This is a genomic window from Rhizobium centroccidentale (genome assembly GCF_030182565.1).
Taxonomy (GTDB): Bacteria; Pseudomonadota; Alphaproteobacteria; order Rhizobiales; family Rhizobiaceae; genus Rhizobium.
This window is the reverse complement of sequence record NZ_JAQJCG010000012.1, coordinates 153,192-174,361: the sequence shown is the minus strand read 5'-3', so window position 1 is coordinate 174,361 and position 21,170 is coordinate 153,192. Positions and strand designations below refer to the sequence as shown.

Below are 21,170 nucleotides of genomic sequence, written 5' to 3'. Positions count from 1 at the left end.
GTTAAATTGATTTATACGTCGCATAACTATAAATTTTATGAAGAAAATTACAACCGATACGAATAACACCGCCAATCTGAACAAGTAAAACTATACTCATCCTATCCTATCCCTTCACTCGCGACTTGCGGGCCCCATCTCACTTACGGTAGGTCGACGGATTGATGCCGTGACGCTGCAGACGGGCATAGAGACTTCTGCGCGGCAGTTTGAGCGCCTGCGCGACCTCGGAAATATCTCCCTCATATCGCTCCAGCGTGGCACGCAGAATGTTTGCCTCGAAGTGATCCATCTGATCGGAAAGGCCGAGCTCTATGGAAGGTTGGCTGCGAGCGGAGGCGAGGCCAAGCGCCGCTTGCGTTGCATAATTGCGCAGCTCGCGAACATTGCCCGGCCAATCGTATGTCAGAAACCGTGCCTCCATCGCGGCATCGATGGGTGGACGCGGCACACCATGCAGGCGAGCGGCCTCACCGAGGAAGGCGCTGAACAGCAGGCCGATATCAGCGCGGCGCTCCCGCAAGGGCGGAATGCGGATGCGCACGGTTTCCAACCGATAGAGCAGATCGGCACGAACGCGGTTATCGGTGATCGAGCCATGCGGATCGTTTTTCGTCGCGGCGACGATGCGGAGATCGACAGGGGCCGGCTCGCCGCTCGCCGAGGGCAGTTCGCGCTCCTCGACGACCCGCAAAAGCCGGCCCTGCAGCAGAGGTGACATGCTGTCGATTTCGTCGAGAAAAAGCGTGCCACGATCGGCCTCGGCAATGCGCCCGCGCCGGACGCGGTTCCCGAACAGGGTCTCGTCGGCGATCGCATCCGGCAGAGCGGCGCAATCGACCGCGACGAAACTGCGAGCGCGCCGCCTGCTCCAGCGGTGGATGAGCCGGGCCACAAGCTCCTTGCCGGTGCCCGTTTCGCCTTCGACCAGAACATCCACGTCGGCGTTTGCGACCTGGCGGATCGTTTCACGCAATCGTGCCATGACCGCCGTCTGACCGAGGAGCGGCGATGCATCCTCCGCCTCGGCGGCTGCCTGCCGCAAGCGCCGGTTTTCCAGCACCAGGCGGCGCGTTTCCAGCGCCCGGCGCACCGATGCGATCAGGTGATCGGTGGCAAAGGGCTTGGCAATGAAATCATAGGCGCCCTGTTTCAATGCACCGACCGCCATGGCGATATCGCCGTGGCCTGTCATCAGGATAACAGGCAAATCCGGATCGCGCGCCCGCACGGCCTCCAGCAGATCGTGCCCATCGATGCGCGGCAGGCGGATGTCGCTGACGATCACGCCAGGCAATGCGGTTGCAAGGCTTGCCAGGGCCGATTGCCCATCACCATGCGTCTCCACGTCGAAGCCCGCTATGGCGAAGGAATCCGTAAGTGCGGCATTGAAGGGGCCATCATCCTCGACCAGAAGAACTTTCTGCGACGCTTCCAGGGTCATGCTCGCCTCATTGTCATTATGAAAGCCGCGCCACCGAGCGGCGAAGCGCCGATGGTCAATGATCCGCCGAGATCATTCATGATGTCCTGGGCAATCCCGAGCCCGAGACCAAGTCCATCGGGCTTGCCGGTAACGAACGGACGGAATATTTCCTTGGCCAGTGCCGGATCGATACCGGGACCATTATCGGCGACAGTCAGTTTCACCATATCCTTTTCGGCAGCGTCCACGAGCAGAGCAACATGCGGATCCTCGATACCGGCAACGGCATCGATAGCGTTCTGCAGCAGATTGACGATGACCTGCTCCAACCGCACCCGTTCGGCAAGCACATGCGGCTGGCCCTGCGCCGGCAGATCCAGCCGCACGCCGGCTTTGCGAAACCGGTTTCCGACCAGCAGCAAGGCGCCCGCGATAATGGCATCGAGCGGCTCCGCTCCGGCTGCGCGCCGCCCCCGGCGTGAAAAACGCCGCATCTCCTGCGTGATCTTGCCGATGCGCGCCGTCACTTCGACCGCGGCATCCAGATTGGCGCCAACGCGATCGAGGCGATTGGCCGCGAGATGATGGCGAGCATTCTCGGCGAGAGTGCGGATGGTCGCGACAGGCTGGTTGATTTCATGCATCAACCCCGCGGTGATCGAACCGACGGAAGCAAGCCGGTTCGCCTGGGCAAGTTCCTCACGCGCATCGCGATATCGATCCTCGGCGCGCGCACGTTCAGCCATCTCATCGTGCAGCTCAGTCGTGCGTGCGGCGACGGCCTTCTCAAGCGCACGCCGATCCTCCGCTGCCCTGGCTGCGCGGGTCATCCGCCACCAGATCGCAGCGAGGATGGCGGCCAAACCCACAACGACGGGCAAAGCCAGCAGCCAGGCCCGCGCCTGCGCCTCCTGCAGCGCCGCGCGGGTGTCGAGAAGATGCAGCAGACGCAAATGCGTCCCGGCCACCGGCTGCTCCGCAGCGATCATGATGCGATCTCGCGGGCCGCGTATGCGACCGGCATCCTCGGCGTGATAATTCCCCTGCCCCAGCGCGGCGTCGCGATATTGCCCGCTTGCGACGATGCCGGCCCGGACTTCGGGCGATAAAGGTGCGAGCGTCGTCAGCACCTGTGACGGGTCGGATGCGGCAAGGATGATCTGATGCTCGTCGACCACAAACGTTTTTCCGCGGTCGTTCGCCCAGATCCGCGATACCGCATCGAACTCGAATTTGACCACGATGACTCCCACCGGAGCGGCGGCATCGCCGACCCTGCGGGCCAGAAACAGACCTGGCCGGCCGCTGATCGCTCCGGCGCCGTAATATTCCGCAGTACCGTCTTTCAGCGCCTCGGAAAAATAGGGACGAAAGCTAAAGTTCTTGCCGACAAAACTGTCTTCTGTTCCCGCATTCGACGCGGAAATGACAAGTCCCTTCTGATCGACGAGATAGATGATATAGGCGCCGGTTTCCCGCGCCAGAAAGCCAAGCTTGTCGTCAAGCCGGCGGGCGGCATCCGTTGTGGGGCTCGCGAGGGCCTCGCCAAGATCGCGATATTCGCCAAGCACGATTGGAAGAAGCCGGAAGCGCACCAGCTCACTGTCGAGCAGTCGGATATGCTGTACCGCAAGCCCGCTCGCCTCCGCATCCAGCCGCCTAAGTGCGTCCTGACGCGAAAGGGAAAGCGCCGCATACCAAATGCCCGCGGCAGCGGCTAAACCACCCACCACCAGCAGCACAATTCGCTTCAGACCCTGCCCACTCATTTGTGCAGAATATTGCACAAACTCCGAAATAGCCATGCAGAATCTTGCGCGAAATTTTCCAAGAGCAACGATCTCATCCTGAGAAAAATGAAATATATCAATAGAATATCCTGAGTAGCCCTCAAATCTCGTGCACCGCGCTTTCCTCACATATCAATAGCATCACTGGGAGAGTGGACCTTCAATACGCACAACAGTCGGACGTCGGCCGGGCAATGGCATTGCGGATATCGCCTTGATGTCAGCCGCCAGCCACGCCGAATGCGCAAGGCCTCTCCGGCGAACCTGTCGTTTGCAGCGCCATCGCTGTGTAGCGACGATCCGAAGCAAGAACGGGAGGAGAGGAACAATGCTGAATACACTGGATCCCATCACGACGACGGCGGCGACGGACGCGGCTGAGCGGCGTCAACGTCTGAAATCGATCATCGGTGGCTCCACCGGCAATCTCGTCGAATGGTTCGACTGGTATGTCTATGCTGCCTTCGCGCTTTATTTCGCACCACATTTCTTCCCGGCCGGCGACCAGACCGCGCAGCTGTTGAATTCGGCAGCGGTCTTTGCCGTCGGTTTCGTCATGCGGCCGATCGGCGCCTGGATCATGGGGCTCTACGCCGACCGCAAGGGCCGCAAAGCCGGCCTCGCCCTTTCGGTGACGCTGATGTGCGCGGGGTCGCTGATCATCGCGCTGACGCCGGGATATGAAACCATTGGCGTTGTGGCCCCGGCACTTCTGGTCCTCGCTCGCCTGATGCAGGGCCTCTCCGTCGGTGGCGAATATGGCGCCTCGGCGACCTACCTTTCCGAAATGGCCGGCCGCCAGCGTCGCGGTTTCTTCTCGTCCTTTCAGTATGTCACGCTGATCTCAGGCCAGCTTCTTGCCATCGCGCTTCTGATCCTATTGCAGGCTGTGATGACGACGGAAGCGCTGAATGCCTGGGGATGGCGCATTCCCTTCTTCATGGGAGCAGCACTTGCAGTCGTGGTCTTCTGGCTGCGGCGTGGCCTTGCCGAAACCGAGAGCTTCAAGAATGTGCGCGCAAGCGATACGCAGAAATCCGGCTTCTGGATGCTGATCACCCGGCACCCCAAGGAAACCGCGCTCGTCATGCTGCTGACGGCCGGCGGTACGCTCGCCTTCTACGCCTATTCGATCTACATGCAGAAATTCCTGGTCAACACCTCCGGGTTCAGCCGCGAAACGTCGAGCGAGATCAACGCAATCACGCTGTTCATCTTCATGCTGCTGCAGCCGGTCGCAGGCGGGCTTTCCGACAGGATCGGCCGCAAGCCGCTGATGATCGGCTTCGGCCTTTGTGGCGTCCTGTTTACCTACCCGATCTTCTCGGCGCTCGAAACCACGAGGGATCCATTCATCGCTGGCCTGCTCGTCATGGGCGCATTGGTCATTGTCACCGGCTACACATCGATCAATGCGGTCGTGAAGGCGGAGCTGTTTCCTGCCCATATCCGTGCTCTCGGTGTCGCATTGCCTTATGCCCTCGCCAATACGCTCTTCGGCGGCACAGCCGAATTCGTGGCGCTGAAGTTCAAGAGCAGCGGCTGGGAACAGGGTTTTTACTGGTATGTGACGGCGATGATCGGCATTTCGCTCATCGTCTATCTCTTCATGCGGGATACGGCCCGAGACAGCGCCATCCAGGAGGATTGAGATAGCAGGGGCGGCGAAAAGACTTCTGCCGACACAAGCACAACAAGACAGGAAGGGCGGGACATCCATGATGTTCCGCCTGAGGCTTTTAGCACGGTATTTTACGCGGAAATGCTTCGCCACCTCGGCCGTTTTCGACCTGACAAGCAACCAAGGGCTCGACCTTCATCGGTCGCAACCGTCAATGCACCGGCGTACGGCTTTTCTTGCGTCCGTTCAGCAGGTGAATGAAAGTGATCCCCTGCTCCAACAGCAGTTCGGCCGCTTTCAGATCCTTCGGGCCAAGATCGGACGAACAGCCGCGAAGATTGCATGCCAGGAACAGCGAATTGGTGACGGCGAGCGTATCGCCATCCTCCTCGGCCTCTTCGGCGGTGGCTTGCAGTACATCCGCGACGGCCGCCATAAGATCGGCGCGCTCCTGCAAGTTCATTTCGTCAAGACTTTTCGTGATCTCACTCATGACGTCTCCTTGGCGCGCCAGACCATTCACGACATCCGTCGGGATCGGCGCGGCTCGCAACTTAAAAATGATTGAAATGCGGTTGGTAAGTGAAATATGGCAATGAAAGCCGAGACCGGCAAGGCATGGCTTCCATGTTGGAAACGCATGGCATTGCGGTTGGTTCAAAATGCGCGAGATGACGATCGCAGGATCTAGCCTGAAGCCCCATCTATGGCTCAACAAGTTTCAAAGTCGCGGTATCCAGTCGTGATCCGGATGCAGACTTTCAAGCCTAAGACGTAAGTCAGCTCTTTCCGAAACCGAGCGCCTGGGATCGATCGACGATTCCAGGCGCAGGACGTCTGCTTTGCCGCCATTCAGCGCGGACGGCGGATGGCCCGCAGCTTGCCGCTGCCGCCGCCACCCGCATAGAAACGGTCCTTGCCATCGGATTCCAGGCCCGAAACGCCGGTACCCTCCGGCATTTCCAGCCGCTCCAAAACCTCGCCGGTCACCGGATCAACCCGGCGGACATCGCTTTCGTCGCCCTCCCAGGTGCCGTGCCATAGCTCGCCATCGACCCATGTCACGCCGGTGACGATACGGTTGGATTCGATGGTGCGCCGGATGGCGCCCGTTTCGGGATCGATTTCATAGATCTTGCGGCCGCGATGCTGCCCGACCCACAGGCTGCCCTCGCTCCAGGCAAGGCCTGAATCGCCGCCGTGGCCGGGCGCTGGAATGGTGGAGATTATCTTGCCGGTTTCGGGGTCGACCTTATGAATCTGGTCTTCGGCGATCTGGTAGAGGTAACGGCCGTCGAAGGCGGTGCCGGCGTGCGAGGCAACATCGATCGTGCGCACTTGCTTGCCGCTTTCGGGGTTCAGAGCATGCAGCTTTTCGCCGGAAGCGAACCAGACGTGCTGCCCGTCGAAGGTGACGCCGTTGACGCGCGGCGCATTGTCGAAGGGGCCATATTCGCGAATGATTTCCGCTTGGGACTTTTTCATGGATGCATCCTCCAGTCGGGATTGGTTGAGTTTCGATGATGAAAAAGCTTAATCGCTCGGCAGTGGTCCCGGGAGTAACAATGTTGACGGGAAGTCAATAACCGGCGGCATCATCCAGCGGCGAGCCCGGCCATTGCCGACGCCCTGCACCATCCCGTCCGCGGCAAGTGCATCGAGCGCGCGCTGCACCGTGCGCGGGCTTATCGCGAGCGCGATCGATAGCGCCGAACTCGACCAGGATTCTCCATCCGACAACAGGGCAAGCAGGGAGCCATTCTCGACTTCGACAGGCGGCGCCAGCACCACGACATCTCGCTTTCCTCGCGGTATCAGCGCGAAGCCGTGCTGTGTCGCGTTGATATCGGCAAGGGGCTCCAGGGCGACGCGAAGCCTGCCAATCTCGACCCTCAGTCTGGCTCTATGGGATTCGTCGATGTGACGGGCGCGGAACGCGCGGGAAAGCAGCAGCGCCCGCGGCGCATCGTCGGGTGCCGCCTCGGCCAGCGTGCGTGCCAGCGCAAAGAGCACCGGCCGGCCCGCAAGCGAGATGATGTCTCCGCCGCTGCGCACCACATTGCGGCAGGCATCGACAACCAAGGTATCGGACGTCAGAAGCGTCTCGACTTCGTCGAGCGACAACAGCTTTTCCCTCCCCTGCACAAGCAGTCGCGCCGCCGGCTCATCGAGAGCGCGCGCCGCATCGCGGACCTCGACCATAAGCGCGGGGATCCCCGCTTTGCCGGCCGCCTCCGCGGCGCGCGCCAGAGCGGCGCGTGCCGGCTGAATGCGCAGGCGGCGGATGGCGATGCCGGCAACGGCCAGTTCATGACTTGCTCTCGCAGCGGGCGGCAGGGGCGACGGATCGAGTTTTGCGAGCAGCCGTTCCGCCTCGTCCAAGTGACCGACCAGCAGCAGACGCCGTAGCTGCAGATTGCGGGCATGGGCAGCGTTGATTTGATCGCCATGTTTTTCGAGAGCGGCTCGCGCCGTCTCGAGCGCTTTCTCGGGCCGGCCGAGGTCGCGCGAGACAAGGGCGATCTCGGCTTCGGCCACAATGCAGCGGGCGCGCGCAATCGTCTCGCGCGGGCCGAAGGCGCGCGCGGCACTCTTCAGCAACACCTTCGCACGCGCAAGGTCGCCCAGCTGCGCCATCGCAATCCCACGCAGTGCCAGCGCCGGGGCATCATCGCGCAGCGCGACGCGCTTCAGCGCACCCAGCACGTCGCCGGCGGCAAGCGCCTGGGCAGCAGCGACGATCAGCGAATCCATCGAAATCCCGTCACACTTGTAACTCCCACCCCTTACGCCTCAAGCGGTAAGTTATCGCATATCGGCTGGCAAGATGCAGCGCCGACAAGGACAGACCTGACAGACAAGAGGAGATGAACCATGACGACGCATAAGACAGGAACACGCAACGAGTGGCTTTCGGCACGGCTTTCCCTGCTGGAGCAGGAAAAGGAGCTGACGCGGCGCAGCGACCAGATCGCCGCCCGCCGCCAGGAGTTGCCCTGGGTGAAGGTGGAAAAGGACTATCGTCTCGAGACCGACCAGGGTGTCGTTCCGCTCTCGGGCCTCTTCAAGGGGCACTCGCAGCTTCTCGTCTATCATTTCATGTTCGGACCGGACTATACGGCCGGTTGCCCGTCCTGCTCGTCGATCGCGGATGGTTTCAACGGCATTGCGGTGCATCTTGAAAATCACGATGTTGCCTTCTCGGCCATTTCCCGCGCACCTCTCGCGAAGCTGCAGGAATTCAAACAGCGCATGGGCTGGACCTTCGACTGGGCCTCTTCTGCCAACAGCGATTTCAACCATGATTTCAATGTCTGGTTCACGCCGGAGGAACAGAGCGGGGGCAAAATCGAATATAATTATCGCCGCGAGCCGCCAATGCTCGATGCTCAGGCGGGCAAGACGATACAGCAATGGGAGCTACGCGGCAGCGAAGGCCCGGTCGAACTGATGGCGTCAATGACGGGGACGGATATCGCGACCTACACGCGGGATCGACCCGGCGTCAGCGCCTTCGCCATGCAGAACGGTGACATCTATCACACCTATTCTTCCTATGCCCGCGGCCTTGATGGTCTCTGGGGCATGTACCAGTGGCTCGACCGCGCGCCGCTCGGCCGAAATGAGACCGGCGTGTGGTGGAGACATCACGACCGATACGGAGCCAACTGATGTCTGTCTCGTCCGAAATCGGTAAAAGGGGCGGCCGCATCGCCCCTGCCCTGCCCATCATCGCCGGCCGTCTGCTGGCTTTGGCCGCCGCGCCGAGCTTCGCCCTGATGACCGTGCTATCCGCGTATGGTTCAGCCGGCGACATGATCTGTTCCACACAGGGCAGCTCGATGCTCGGCGGGATGGTGCCGATGTATCTGCTCATGACCTTCTTCCATTGCGGCCCCTGGCTGAGGCTGCTTGCGAGAGATGGAAATGGCACCCGTATGTTGGGCTAGAGTCTCGACCGAACTATGCGAGATTCTTCAGGTAGAGGGAAAGCAGCTGGGTCTGGGATGAAATGCCGAGCTTGCGATAGACGTTGCGGCGGTGAACCTTCACCGTTCCCGTCGAGATATTGAGCTTCAGACCGATCGATTCCGACGAATGCCCCTGTAAAACGAGCTCGACGATGGCAGTCTCCCGGCTCGTCAGATTGAGATCCCGCCAGACGGTTTCCGCTGGCGGGATGTTTCCGTTCTGACCCGGCTTTCGCTTTGTCCTGCTGCCGGCAGCCAATTGCGCGTCGAAGCGCGAGGCGAGGCCGGTCCAATAGTATCTCACCATGCTCGCGACGATCGGCTCGACCTTCTTCAGCGTCGCAAATTCCGCAGGTGGAAAAACCCCGGTCTTCTCGCGCCGCATCAATGACAGAACGATGGTGACATCCTCGTCGGCATTGACGAAGAAACCAATCTCCTCGGCCAGTCCGGTCTGCACATAATAGGTGCGGTAATATTCGCTGGAAAAGAAGCGATCCGGCGCCAGCTCCCGCATCCTGAGCACGCCTTCGCGGCGCTCGCGCGCCGTGTGATAGAAGGGATCCAGCAGATAGGGACCGGCCTGATAGAGCGTGACGAAAACGACATGTTCCTCAGGATCGAAGGTACTGTAGAGATCGATCGGCCGCTCCTTGCCACGATAGGCGAAAACGACGACGTAATCGAACCGCACCAGCGCCGCCATCATCTGACGGAACATTTCTCCGAACTCGGCATCCGCCATCGCCGATCGGCCGATCGTGGCGTTGAAGGCGGCAAACAGCCCTTCAAGGTCGGTGCTCATGTGACGGATCCCCTCTGCCGCCCTGCGCGTCCAGCGCAGCCCCTATATACACCTCCCATGAAGCGTTTTGCGCGAAAATACCTCTTTCGGGGTATATACCTCGCGGGAAGCCCAGGCTTACTCTTTCCTTAACGACGGTGGCAATAAGGCAGATCAAGACTGCCGACCAACCGCAGGGAACAGACGTGGCATCCGCTTCTACGAACGATATCGAATTCCGTTCGGTCACGAAGAACTATGGCGCCGTGACCGCCGTAACGGACATCAATCTCAATGTGCCCAAGGGTGCATTCCTGGCGCTTCTCGGCCCTTCCGGCTGCGGCAAGACGACATGCCTGCGCATGATCGGCGGTTTCGAGCAGCCGAGCGAAGGTACGGTGCTGATCGACGGGCGCGAGATGAACGGCGTTCCCGCCTACCGGCGCCCGGTCAACATGGTGTTCCAGCACTATGCGCTGTTTCCGCATTTCACCGTCGCGCAGAATGTCGCCTACGGGCTGAAGCAGATGCGCCCGAAGATCGGCGGTGCCGAGATCGACCGGCGCGTTGCCGAAGCGCTTGAGATGGTTCGCCTCGGTGGATTCGCGAAGCGCCGCATCCATGAAATGTCGGGCGGGCAGCAGCAGCGCGTGGCACTTGCGCGCGCCATCGTCAACCGTCCTTCCGTGCTGCTGCTCGACGAGCCGCTGGCGGCCCTTGACAAGAAGTTGCGCTCGGCCATGCAGATCGAGCTTCAGACGCTGCAGCGCGAGCTCGGCATCACCTTCGTTCTCGTCACCCACGATCAGGAAGAGGCGCTGTCGATGGCCGACATCGTCTGCGTGATGAGCGCAGGCCGCATTCGCCAGCTCGGCACGCCTCAGGAAGTCTACGACCGCCCGGCCGATCTCTTCGTCGCCGATTTCGTCGGCAAGACCAACCGCATCGAGGCGACGATGGAAGCCGATGGCGAAACGCTTCGCCTCGCGGATGGCTCGGCGCTTTCGACCGGCAAGCGGCTCGCACCAGGAGCGGCGATTGCGGCCTTGCGCCCGGAGGCGATCCATCTCAGCCGCGACATGACTGTTTCAGGCATGTCCTTCAAGGGCACGGTGACGCATCGCATCTTCCTGGGCTCGTCAGCCGAATATGCGGTCACCGTCCCCGGCCTCGGCGATTTCCTGATCACCTCGGATCGCCGCAGCATGAACGAAAGTGATCTCGTGGGTCCGGGCGAAGAGGTCTTCCTCGGCTTCGACCCCACCGCCTTACATGTCTTTCCAGCATCGAATGCATAAGCCAAAACAAGGGAACAGCATCATGAGCAAGGATTACAAGGACAATCTCCCCATCTCAGCCGAAGGCTTCATGGATGAATTCATGCGCCTGAAGCGCGGCTCGATCAGCCGTCGTCACTTTCTGAATATCACCGGCCTCGGCCTTGCAACGGCAGTCCTTTCGCGCGTCCCGGGCGCGCTATCGACGCCCGCCTATGCCGCCGGCGAACTCGGCACGCAGATGTCCATCGCGACCTGGCCGAACTATCACGATCCGGCAACCTTCGAGAACTTCAAGGCAGCCACCGGCGTCGCCGTCGAGGTCAACGTCTTCGGCTCGAATGAGGAAATGCTCGCAAAGCTCCAGGCCGGCGCCTCCGGCTGGTCGCTCTTCGTGCCGACCAACTACACGATCTCGACCCATCACAAGCTCGGCCTCATCGAGGAGCTCGACCTTACCAAGATCCCGAACTTCAGCCAGGCGAGCGAGAGCCCACGCTTCACCAAGGAAGGGCAGATTGACGGCAAAACCTACGCCGTGCCGAAAAATTGGGGCACTACTGGCTTTTCCGTCAACACCAAAAAGATCAAGACCAAGCTTTCAAGCTGGAAGGATTTCTTTGAGATCGCCCAGACCGAAGCCGACGGCCGCGCCATGGTCCACGACTATCAGCTGACGACCATCGGCAGCGCACTGGTTTCCCTCGGCTACGACTTCAATTCGATCAAGCCGGAAGAGCTCGCCAAGGCCGAGGAACTGCTGATCAAGGTCAAGCCGCATCTCTTTGCCATCAATTCCGACTATCAGCCGTCGATGCGTTCGACCGACGCCTGGCTGACCATGTGCTGGACCAACGACGGCGCGCAGCTCAACCGCGACATGCCCGAGCTTGACTATGTGCTTGGCAAGGACGGCGGCGAGATCTGGACCGATTATTACGCGATCCCGAAGGATGCGCCAAACAAGGCGGCCGGTTACGCTCTGCTCAACTATCTGATGGATCCGAAGAACGCGGTGAAGGAGCACATCGCCAACGGCGCGCCGACCACCGACAGCCGTGTCATCGAGCTCCTCCCGAAGGAGATCACCTCGAACAAGATCGTTTATCCGGATGAAGCCTCGCTGACGCCGCTCGAATTCGGTGCCGCCGTCACGCTTACCGATCCGAGCCGCGCCGAACTGATGGCACGCTTCAAATCGGCCTGATCGTTTCTTCGACCCGATCCCTTCCGCCGTGACGGTGGCGAGGGGTCGGCTTCCTTCCCAGCACCGGCGGACAAAGAACCTCTCGATGCCCCTTACCCCTGCCACCAAACGGCGCCTCGTCACTGCTGGCCTTGTCGGGCCGGCAAGCATCTGGCTGTTCGTTTTCCTGGTGCTGCCCTTCATCGCCATTATCGTCTTTGCCTTTGGCGAGCGCGCGCCGGAAGGCGGTTATCAGGCAGCTTTCACCTTCGCGCAATTCGCCAATCTCGGCTCGCGGTCGGCCGCCTTCGTCAACACGCTGATCCTCGCGCCGATCGGTGCGGTGGCCTGTCTGCTCGTTGCCTATCCGGTCGCCTATTATCTGGCCGTCAAGGCCAGCCCGCAGCGCCGCCTGCTGCTCGTCTCCCTCGTCGTCGTACCCTTCTGGACCAGCCTGCTGGTGCGCACATACGCCTGGATGTATCTGCTCGGCGCGCGCGGTATTCCGCATCTTCTGGAATTCTTCGGCATAGAGAATATCAGACTCATCAACACGCCCGGAGCCGTGCTGCTTGGTATCGTCTACGGCTATCTGCCGCTGATGATCATGCCGATCTATGTCAGCCTGGAAAAACTCGACCGCCGCCTCCTTGAGGCTTCTGCCGATCTCGGCGCCAGGCCCATCTCGACCTTCTTTGGCATCACGCTGCCGCTATCCCTGCCCGGCGTCATGACCGGCGTTGCCTTGGTGACGATCCTGCTGCTCGGGGAATATCTGATCCCGCAGCTGCTTGGCGGCGGCAAGGTGTTCTTCATCGGCAATGCGCTTGTCGACCTCTTCCTGCAATCGCGCAACTGGCCGTTCGGATCGGCGATTGCCGTGACGCTGGTTGCCGTCGTCGTCATCGTGCTCCTGGTCGCGATGCGCATTGCCTGGCGCGTCGCCGGCACCCGCCAGGTGGATCTCGTCTGATGCGCGCACTCGTCACTTTCGTCTATCTTTTCCTTTATACGCCGATCGCGCTTGTCGTCCTGTTCTCCTTCAATGCCGGCCGAAATGCCAGCGAGTTCACTGGCTTTTCGACGCAATGGTACGGGCGGGCGCTGTCCAACACCTTCCTGATGGAAGCGCTGCGCAATAGCCTCATCATCGCCTTTACCAGCGCGGCACTTGCCGCAATCTTCGGTACGATGGCGGCGATCGGACTGGAGCGGCTCGGCCCTCGCGCTCGCGCCGTCTTCGACGGGCTGTTTGCCGCTGCGATCGTCGTTCCTGGTGTCGTCATCGGCATTGCAACGCTGGTGGCACTCGTCGAGGTCTTCGGTATCATCAACCCATTGATCGCAGCCGTCTGGCCCGGCGATCAGCCTCCGAAATTTGCGCTCGGCTATGGCTCGATCATCGCGGCGCACGGTCTCTTCACCATGGCGCTGGTGACGATGATCGTGAAAGCGCGCATCGCGAGCCTTGGCCGTGATATCGTCGAGGCATCCAGCGATCTTTATGCCACGCCGCTGACCACGTTCCGGCAGATCGTGTTGCCGCAGATCATGCCGTCGATCCTCGCCGGCTTCCTGCTCGCTTTCACCTTCTCCTTCGACGATTTCATTATCGCTTTTTTCGTCGCGGGATCGAACACGACGCTGCCGATCTATGTCTTCGCCTCGATCCGCCGCGGCGTCACGCCGGAGATCAACGCGATCGCGACCATGGTGCTGATCGCGTCACTCTGCCTCATTCTCATCGCGCGTTTTCTGATGCGCGAAAAGACAACGACAAACTGACCAGGAAAAACACATGATACTCAAGGATCGGGTCGCAATCGTCACCGGAGCCGGCTCTGGCATCGGCCGTGCCGGAGCGCTGATCATGGCGCGGGAGGGCGCGCATGTGATCGTCGCCGATATCGACTTGGCAAATGCCGAGGAAACTGTGGGCCAGATTGCCGAGGCCGGTGGCAACGCCGAAAGCCTTGTCGTCGATGTCATGGACGACCAAGCGCTTGAGGCCGGTGTCGCAAAGATCGCCGCGCGGCATGGCCGCATCGACATCCTGCACAATCACGCAGGCGCTCAGGTTGCAGGCAATCTGGAAGAGGTCGCGGTTTCCGGTTTCGATGCGTCCTGGAACCTGAATGTCAGGGCGCATTTCATGGCTTCGCGTTTCGTCATGCCGGTCATGAAGAAGGCCGGCAAGGGTGTCATTCTCAACACCTCATCATCATCGGGCGTGCTCTATGACCGCGAGATGATCGCCTATACCACCTCCAAACACGCGGTCATCGCCATGACCCGCCAGATGGCCGGCGACTATGCCCGCTTCGGCATTCGCGTCAACGCGCTCTGCCCCGGCTGGGTCGACACGCCGTTCAACGCGCCGTTCATCACGCAGATGGGTGGACGCAGCGCCATTGAAGATTACATCGCCGAGAAAGTGCCGCTCGGACGATGGGCCGATGTGTCGGAAATCGCCGAACCGATCCTGTTCCTGGTTTCCGACCGTTCCTCCTACATGACAGGTCAGATCCTGGTCGTCGATGGCGGCGAAACGGTCGTCTAGAGCCGTTTGTATTGACGCATTTCCGGACGGAAAACCAGTTCGCACTTTTCCTGGAATTGCTTTAGGCTTACGGACGTAGACGTCTCACCGATGCGTGAAATCCGTGCGCCGTCGTTCCTCTCAAAGCCAGTCCGGCAGCCCCGCCGCCACGCGCCCGGCGACAGCTGCCTCGACGCAATCGGCAAGGCTGCCAAAGCGCACGGCGCGTCCGCTGAGCCCCGGCCCGTAATGCGCATACTTGCCCGAATTGGTCATGACCGCACGCGTGCCGGGCGGAAAGACCGGCTCGGAGATCGAGCACCAGCAAAGATCGGGTAAAACCTGCACGCCGCAGTCGCGCAGCCGCGCGAGCGTGCCGTCAGCCTCGGCCGCCGCGATGACATCGCGTCCTGCCGTGACGATGACCATTACCTCAGGCAGGCGGCGCCGGCCGGCAAAAGCATCGGCGAGCGCATGACATTCGGCAAGCGAGGCATGCGGGCTGCCGATGGCGACAAGCTCGATGGCTTCCGGCCCCTCGTTTAACATCTTCCAGGCGGCAGCCATGTCGGCGCGTGTGATGGCGAGGCGATCGGCATTCGGATCGAGAGCATCGACGGCCTCTGGCGTCACGCCTTCGACATGCAGCATGGGAGCGGCAGACGTTGTGCCAAAGGCAGCGCAGAGCGCCTTCAGGTCGTCGCGCGACGGGTGCCCGGCGGCCAGACCGCGCAGCAACGGAATGCGATCGGGAGACGCCTTTCCGGCGAGATAGCCGACGAGCGGCCAGAAAGCATCGTCGCGACCTTCGGGAAGTTCGACATCGAGGATACGCGTCGCCTTGCGATTTTCATCCAGATATACGCCCGAAAGCGGCGCACGGCCTGTCAACGCGATGCAAAGATCGAGGAAATCTGGATGCTTGGCGGTGCGCGCACCAAGCACACTGTTGGCGAAGATGACGGCGTTGGATTCCGCCCAGCCGACGGCCTCGCCGGCGCCCGGTGCGCTATCGAGCAGATAGGGAGAGCAGGTGAAAGTCGGACGGCAGCCCATGCGCACATAGGCATCCGCCAGGCGTGCCGCCGGGTTGCCAAAGTCCTCCGGCACACCCTGCGACCGCCAATTGGCGTGATCGACGGAAATAGCGTTCATGGTGGTCGGCACGCGCACGCGTCCACCAAGCTCCGCCATTTTTTCGGCAAAGGTCAAGTTGGCCGGGCTTGCATAGATACATCCATCGATATGCGCTTGCGTCACGTCGATAAGGGAAGTGGCACCTTGCTGAGCCGCCATGGCGGTCAGGATGCGCATGGCCTGAGCGACCGCAACGCCTTCGCCTCCCTCCAGCATGGACCTGTCGGCTTCCGTCAAGGAAAGCCCGGAGGTGGCAGGTGGCAAAAGGGGAATGGTCTCGCCATCCGCGACGACGGCAGCGGTTTCGATCCTGACCGTCTTTGCCTGCGCCAGACGGGCAAAGATATCCGGCGGAAGGCGCACGACAGGCAGCTGCCGGCCGAACATCTCGGCGGCGACAAGCGCGCCGAGCGTCAACACATCCTCGGTCTCGCAAAAGATCAAGGCAGCCGGCGCGCGGCCTGTCAGCGCGAAATCGAGCAGTACGCCGGAGCCACTGCAGGAGCCGCGGCTCGAAGGCATCATCAGGATTGCGCCGGTGAGACATTCGCCATGCAGCGGATGATGGCTATCAATGACCTTGCCGGTGGCGGGATCGACTCCGCCCCAGAAGCTGAGGGCCTCCTGCGTGGCGGCGACGCGACCCACTGCGGTGCCACCCATGATACTGCGAGCCGATGCCGTGTCGTTCATGTCACCATAGATCCATATGCGAGAGGATCGTAAGCACCGATGTGGAAATCCACATCGGCATGCTTGTTTGCATTAGAAGCGTTGCGGCGAGAATGGCGTCAGATCGATCGCCGGCGCCTGCCGTGTCAAAAGGTCGGCGACAATACGCGCCGTGCCGGCCGATTGGGTCAAACCGAGATGACCATGGCCGAAGGCATAGATCACGTCCGGCGTCGCCTTGGCGCTGCCGATCGCAGGCAGGCTGTCGGGCAGCGATGGCCGGAAGCCCATCCATTGCACGCCACCTTCCGGCTTGAGACCGCTCAGGAAAGTGCGCGCCTTCTGCAGCATGGCTTCGGAGCGGCGAAAATTCGGCGGCAAGGCCAATCCGCCCAGCTCCACCGCACCGCCGACACGAATCCCGGTCGAAAGCTTGCTGACGACGAAGCCATGGCCGCCGAAGGTGATCTGCGTGCGCAGGTCGAAGGCATCGGCCGGCAGCGTCGTGTTGTAGCCGCGTTCGGTCTCGAGCGGTATATGTTCGCCGAGTGTTTTGGCGATCCGATGCGAGAAGGCACCGGCGGCCAGGACGACCTTGCCGGCCTGGCGCAGCTTTCCATCCGCGGCCACTACCTCGACACCAACCGGAAGCGCTCGAAGCGACGAGATCTCCGATGTCTCGATGACACCGCCGCGGCTGCGAAAATGCGCAGCCAGCGCCAGCGTGTAAAGCTTGGGATCGGCAATGGAATACCAGCCGGGCGTGAAGGCGCCGAGGATGAAACGCGATGCCAGCCCGGGCTGGATCGCTGCCATCTCGTCGGCTTTCAGATGCTGGAATTCGATGCCGTGATTGCTGCGAGCCTCCCAACCGGGCAGAGAGGCTTGGAATTCCGCCTCGCTCTCATAGACCTGGAGATTGCCCTCCTTGCGCAGCATCGAGAGCGTGTTCGTCGCGGCAAGGAAGGGTTCCAGTTCTGTCTTGGAAAGATCCATCAGGCTTGTCTGTGCCGCCGTAGAGTGGGCAACGCGCGACGGCTGGCAAGCGCGCCAGAAGCGGAACATCCAGGGCGTGATCTTGAGCGCATAGGCGGGCGGCACCGAGAGCGGCCCAAGCGGATCGAGAAGCCATTTCGGAGCCTTCTTCAAAATACCAGGGGACGCGAGCGGCAGGATATCCGTGAAGGCAAAGGCACCGGCGTTACCCGCCGAAGCGCCAGCGGCCGGTCCCTCGCGGTCGACGACGATGACGCTCAAGCCGCGCGCCTGCGCCGCGATCGCGGTGGAAAGGCCAACGACACCGGCCCCGATGACGATAACGTCTGGTCTTGCCATCAACATACACTCGAGAGAGATTTCGGCTGATACCGCGCTGCGCCGAAAATCTTTTCGGACTTGCCGATCTCAGTCATGACGTTCTGATGGAAATAGGCAATGCGATCGGAGACATCGCGAGCAAGCGCTGGTCCAAGCGTTAGGCAGATCATGGTCACCCCTACTCCCGGTGCGGGATCAAGCGCAGATATTACGTCATCAAACAACATATGTTCCGGCGACATAGCAAGCGTTCTTGTCGGAGGGATCGGGAACGTCTGGGCAAGGCCGGTGTGGGTCCGTGTTACCGTCATTTCTTCAGCTGCAGCGACCTGATATTGCGGGTGGCGGTAATTCACTGGCCTTCCTCAGCTGAAGCCGAAATGCGCGACGGCATAGCATGTCGATTTTTTGTATTCTTTTTGTATTTATAATTTTCAAGTCTATGATGCAAGCGAGCATAATATGGGAGAACCGAAATTGACTGATGTGATCACCCTGACGCCTGATGCGCTGCGAGACCGTGTCGAAGCGATCCTTTCAAAAGCCGGCGTCAATACGCAGCAGGCCGGTGCAATCGCACGGGTGATCGTCGCCGGCGAACGTGACGCCTGCAAGTCGCACGGCATCTACCGCATCGAAGGCGTGTTGCGTGCGGTCAAGGCCGGCAAGGCACGGCCGGATGCGGTGCCGGTGTTGGAACAGCGTGAGGATTCCGCCATCGTACGAGTAGACGCCAAGAGCGGCTTTTCCAATGCTGCCTTCGAGCTCGGCATGCCTGTGCTTGCCGAACGGGCTCGCCGCTTCGGCATTGCCGCACTCGCCATCAACGACTGCACGCATTTCGCAGCGCTCTGGCCGGAGGTAGAAGCCCTGACGGATCGAGGCCTTGCCGCCTTCGCCATGTGCCCGAGCTATTCCACCGTCGCGCCCGCCGGAGGTACAGCGCCGCTCCTCGGAACCAACCCCTTCGCCTTCGGCTGGCCGCGCATCGACAATCCGCCTTACGTCTTCGACTTCGCGACCTCGGTTGCCGCCCGCGGCGAGATCGAGCTGCACCGGCGCGCCGGCAAGCCCCTCCCCGAGGGCTGGGCGATCGATGCCGAGGGCCAACCGACCACGGATCCGGAAGCTGCTCTGGCAGGCGCAATGCTGCCGTTCGGCGGACACAAGGGCTCGGCCATCGGCACGATGATCGAGCTTCTGGCCGGCATCATGATCGGCGACTTCACCAGCCGCGAGGCGCTCGATTATCTCGGCTCCACGGCCTTCGCACCGCGGCACGGCGAACTCGTCGTCGCCTTCTCGCCGGAGGCTTTCGCTGCTGGTCGACCTGGAAATCCGCTCGCTCGTGCCGAAGTGCTGTTTGAAGCGATAGTCGGCCAAGGCGCGCGCCTGCCCTCCCAACGTCGCTTCGCTGCCCGGGCTCGTGCAGAAAAGGACGGTATCCCGCTGACCACAGAGGAAATCCGCCAACTCGATCGCCTAGAGGAACTCGGCCTCGACGCCGTGGCCTGAACGAAACGTAAGTGAAGGCCGACGTAAGACGATAAAAAGAGGCCCCGTCGGGGCCTCTCGCATCTTGCGCCTAAGCTATCGCAGGAGCTTAGGCCTTGTACTTTTCCACCGCGCCCGGAAGCTTGCTCCACTCGGCATACCAGCTATTGAACAGCTTGAACTGCGCCTCGACATAGCCGCGCTGGCTGTCGTTCAGCACGTCGCTTTCGTTGAAATGCAGCTCATATTCCTTGTCTCCCTTCAGCACCATCATGTGCTTGAAGAAGAGAACCAGGTCCGGACCTTCATCGAAGGATGACAGGACAGCCAGCGCCTGCTCCAACTCGAGCGCGCGCTGGCGCGCGTCGACGTCGCCCTTGGCGGCAGCCTGGGCAAGGTTGCAAAGATGGATAACTTCCTTGGGCAGGACGTTGCCGATGCCGGTGATGGCACCCGTCGCACCGCAATTGACGAAGCCGTGGAAGACCGCCGTGTCGACGCCGATCATCAGCGATACGTCGTCGTCGCGGCTGGTGATGTTTTCGGCGGCATAGCGCATATCGGCCGGGCCGCCGAACTCCTTGAAGCCGACGAGATTGGCGTGCTCGGCGCGCAGCGCGAAGAACAGGTCGGCGCGGGTGGCAAAGCCATAATAGGGGCTGTTGTAGATAACAGCCGGAAGATCCGGCGCTGCCGACAGGATCGCCTTGAAATGCGCCTTCTGGGCAGCGATCACCGAACCACGCGACAGCACGCGCGGGATGACCATCAGACCCTTGGCGCCGACCTTCTGCGCGTGCGCCGCATGGGCAACGGCCGATGCCGTATTGACGGCGCCGGTGCCGACGACGACTGGTACGCCTGCCTTGGCCAGCCGCTCGACGCCCTCCATGCGCTGCGCATCGGTTAGAAGCGGCCAATCGCCCATCGAGCCGCAATAGACCACAGCCGACATGCCCTCGGCGATCAACTGCTTGCCCTTGCACACCAGCGCATCGAAATCGGGGCTGCGATCGGCTCTGCATGGGGTCATCAAGGCCGGGATCACCCCGGAGAAAACGCTTGCAGTCATCTTTCTATCCTCTTGGGCCGTGGGTGGATCGGCTACCAGCCCAGCAGCATCCGCGGCCGCGCCGCACCGTCTTGCAGCATTGATACACCTTTGTATTTATTTTGTCGACAAGAAATATGCAAATTAAAGACTGATATCGAGCCGATCCCCGCGCATCAGCAATTTCTGTATCTGGGCGACGATCTGCTCGGCATGTTCGCGCGCGAGGCGCTCGGCAAGTTCCGTGTCCCGTGCCTCAACGGCGGCAATGATTTCATCATGCTCCTCGACGAAGCGGCGCGGCAGACGATCGTTGTAGGATTGGTAATAAAGGCGCAGGAGGCGCCGGCCCTCATTCAGCAATCGCGAGAAGAGACTGGCGAAATAGGGGTTGCGGCCAGCCTCGGCGATCGCAAGATGCAGCGCGGCGTTGGTGGAGATCATGGCGAGCGCATCTTGCGCTTCGACGGCATCGGCGAATTCAGCCTGAAGCGCGCGCACCCCTTCGAGATCTTCCGGACGATGATATTTAGCGGCAAGCTGCGTTGTCACCCGATACATCAGCACCAGCGCATCGAAATAGCTGTGCATGTTGAGGAAGTCGATCTGCGACACCATGGTCGAGCGGTTCGGCAGCGTATCGATCAGCCCCTCGCCTGCCAGCCGCACCAAGGCTTCACGGATCGGCGTGCGCGACATGCCGAAGCGCTCGGAAAGCTGCACCTCGTCGATGGGACTGCCCGGCGGCAGTTCCAGATCCAAAATCTCGTCCCGCAAGATGTCATAGACCACCTTCACGCCGGAGCCGCGCTTGCGCTCGTTTCGGAGGCTTGTTTCATTATCCATGGCTAACTGACCTCTTCTTTCAGCGTGAGAAATAAAGGGGCATACCAGCTAAATCAACG

General features: G+C 61.2%; 19 protein-coding genes. 9 read left to right on the top strand and 10 right to left on the bottom strand.

The window, feature by feature from the left end; all coding sequences use genetic code 11:
• Positions 1-139 precede the first annotated feature (139 nt).
• Both PH562_RS17645 and PH562_RS17640 read right to left on the bottom strand, forming a co-directional pair.
• Positions 140-1,444, bottom strand: coding sequence for a sigma-54-dependent transcriptional regulator (locus PH562_RS17645; RefSeq protein ID WP_285174384.1), 1,305 nt, complete (start codon positions 1,442-1,444; stop codon positions 140-142).
• Positions 1,441-3,195, bottom strand: coding sequence for a sensor histidine kinase (locus PH562_RS17640; RefSeq protein ID WP_285174383.1), 1,755 nt, complete (start codon positions 3,193-3,195; stop codon positions 1,441-1,443). Before PH562_RS17640 ends, PH562_RS17645 begins: the two co-directional genes overlap by 4 nt.
• 349 nt (positions 3,196-3,544) lie before the next feature.
• Between PH562_RS17640 and PH562_RS17635 the strand changes: the two genes are divergently transcribed.
• Positions 3,545-4,867, top strand: coding sequence for an MFS transporter (locus PH562_RS17635; protein WP_285174382.1), 1,323 nt, complete (start codon positions 3,545-3,547; stop codon positions 4,865-4,867).
• Positions 4,868-5,048: 181 nt separating this feature from the next.
• Here the strand turns inward: PH562_RS17635 and PH562_RS17630 are convergent, their stop codons facing one another.
• The 3 genes from PH562_RS17630 to PH562_RS17620 all read right to left on the bottom strand — a co-directional run bounded on the left by PH562_RS17630 (position 5,049) and on the right by PH562_RS17620 (position 7,591).
• Entirely contained in the window at positions 5,049-5,330 is a 282-nt protein-coding gene (locus PH562_RS17630; RefSeq protein ID WP_285174381.1) for a hypothetical protein, read from the bottom strand.
• 359 nt (positions 5,331-5,689) lie between these two features.
• The gene (locus tag PH562_RS17625; RefSeq protein WP_285174380.1) at positions 5,690-6,322 is read right to left on the bottom strand and encodes a Vgb family protein; all 633 of its coding nucleotides are present in this window, start codon (positions 6,320-6,322) and stop codon (positions 5,690-5,692) included.
• Between the two features lie 48 nt (positions 6,323-6,370).
• Complete coding sequence (locus PH562_RS17620; protein ID WP_285174379.1) at positions 6,371-7,591, bottom strand: helix-turn-helix domain-containing protein; 1,221 nt, start codon at positions 7,589-7,591, stop codon at positions 6,371-6,373.
• Between the two features lie 120 nt (positions 7,592-7,711).
• Here PH562_RS17620 and PH562_RS17615 point away from each other — a divergent pair, with 120 nt between their 5' ends.
• Positions 7,712-8,509, top strand: a complete 798-nt coding sequence (locus PH562_RS17615) for a DUF899 domain-containing protein (RefSeq protein ID WP_285174378.1) — start codon at positions 7,712-7,714, stop codon at positions 8,507-8,509.
• The gene (locus tag PH562_RS17610; protein ID WP_285174377.1) at positions 8,509-8,787 is read left to right on the top strand and encodes a hypothetical protein; all 279 of its coding nucleotides are present in this window, start codon (positions 8,509-8,511) and stop codon (positions 8,785-8,787) included. Before PH562_RS17615 ends, PH562_RS17610 begins: the two co-directional genes overlap by 1 nt.
• Before the next feature lie 13 nt (positions 8,788-8,800).
• Here the strand turns inward: PH562_RS17610 and PH562_RS17605 are convergent, their stop codons facing one another.
• Positions 8,801-9,613 (bottom strand): helix-turn-helix domain-containing protein, encoded by an 813-nt coding sequence (locus tag PH562_RS17605; protein ID WP_285174376.1) that lies wholly within the window; start codon positions 9,611-9,613, stop codon positions 8,801-8,803.
• 185 nt (positions 9,614-9,798) lie between these two features.
• Here PH562_RS17605 and PH562_RS17600 point away from each other — a divergent pair, with 185 nt between their 5' ends.
• The 5 genes from PH562_RS17600 (at position 9,799) to PH562_RS17580 (ending at position 14,615) form a co-directional block, all read left to right on the top strand.
• The gene (locus tag PH562_RS17600) at positions 9,799-10,890 is read left to right on the top strand and encodes an ABC transporter ATP-binding protein (RefSeq protein ID WP_285174375.1); all 1,092 of its coding nucleotides are present in this window, start codon (positions 9,799-9,801) and stop codon (positions 10,888-10,890) included.
• A gap of 22 nt (positions 10,891-10,912) precedes the next feature.
• Positions 10,913-12,076 carry a polyamine ABC transporter substrate-binding protein gene (locus PH562_RS17595; RefSeq protein ID WP_285174374.1) on the top strand — a complete coding sequence of 388 codons (1,164 nt, stop codon included), beginning with the start codon at positions 10,913-10,915 and terminating at the stop codon, positions 12,074-12,076.
• A gap of 85 nt (positions 12,077-12,161) precedes the next feature.
• Positions 12,162-13,028: an ABC transporter permease gene (locus PH562_RS17590; RefSeq protein WP_285174373.1), complete on the top strand. Its 867-nt coding sequence runs from the start codon at positions 12,162-12,164 to the stop codon at positions 13,026-13,028.
• Entirely contained in the window at positions 13,028-13,840 is an 813-nt protein-coding gene (locus PH562_RS17585; RefSeq protein WP_113228488.1) for an ABC transporter permease, read from the top strand. The genes PH562_RS17590 and PH562_RS17585 overlap by 1 nt, the downstream gene beginning before the upstream one ends.
• A gap of 13 nt (positions 13,841-13,853) precedes the next feature.
• Positions 13,854-14,615 (top strand): SDR family NAD(P)-dependent oxidoreductase, encoded by a 762-nt coding sequence (locus PH562_RS17580; RefSeq protein WP_285174372.1) that lies wholly within the window; start codon positions 13,854-13,856, stop codon positions 14,613-14,615.
• Between the two features lie 120 nt (positions 14,616-14,735).
• Here PH562_RS17580 and lhpI read toward each other — a convergent pair whose 3' ends face one another.
• Together lhpI and PH562_RS17570 are read right to left on the bottom strand one after the other, a co-directional pair.
• Positions 14,736-16,424: a cis-3-hydroxy-L-proline dehydratase gene (lhpI, locus tag PH562_RS17575; RefSeq protein WP_285174371.1), complete on the bottom strand. Its 1,689-nt coding sequence runs from the start codon at positions 16,422-16,424 to the stop codon at positions 14,736-14,738.
• Between the two features lie 72 nt (positions 16,425-16,496).
• On the bottom strand, positions 16,497-17,738 hold the full coding sequence (locus tag PH562_RS17570) for an NAD(P)/FAD-dependent oxidoreductase (protein ID WP_285174370.1): 1,242 nt from the start codon (positions 17,736-17,738) through the stop codon (positions 16,497-16,499).
• 459 nt (positions 17,739-18,197) lie between these two features.
• Between PH562_RS17570 and PH562_RS17565 the strand changes: the two genes are divergently transcribed.
• A complete protein-coding gene (locus PH562_RS17565) occupies positions 18,198-19,235 on the top strand; it encodes an Ldh family oxidoreductase (RefSeq protein ID WP_285174369.1) in 1,038 nt (345 codons plus the stop codon).
• 88 nt (positions 19,236-19,323) lie between these two features.
• Here the strand turns inward: PH562_RS17565 and PH562_RS17560 are convergent, their stop codons facing one another.
• Both PH562_RS17560 and PH562_RS17555 read right to left on the bottom strand, forming a co-directional pair.
• On the bottom strand, positions 19,324-20,286 hold the full coding sequence (locus PH562_RS17560) for a dihydrodipicolinate synthase family protein (protein WP_285174368.1): 963 nt from the start codon (positions 20,284-20,286) through the stop codon (positions 19,324-19,326).
• A 123-nt stretch (positions 20,287-20,409) separates the two neighbouring features.
• Positions 20,410-21,111 carry a GntR family transcriptional regulator gene (locus tag PH562_RS17555; RefSeq protein WP_285174367.1) on the bottom strand — a complete coding sequence of 234 codons (702 nt, stop codon included), beginning with the start codon at positions 21,109-21,111 and terminating at the stop codon, positions 20,410-20,412.
• Positions 21,112-21,170 lie beyond the last annotated feature (59 nt).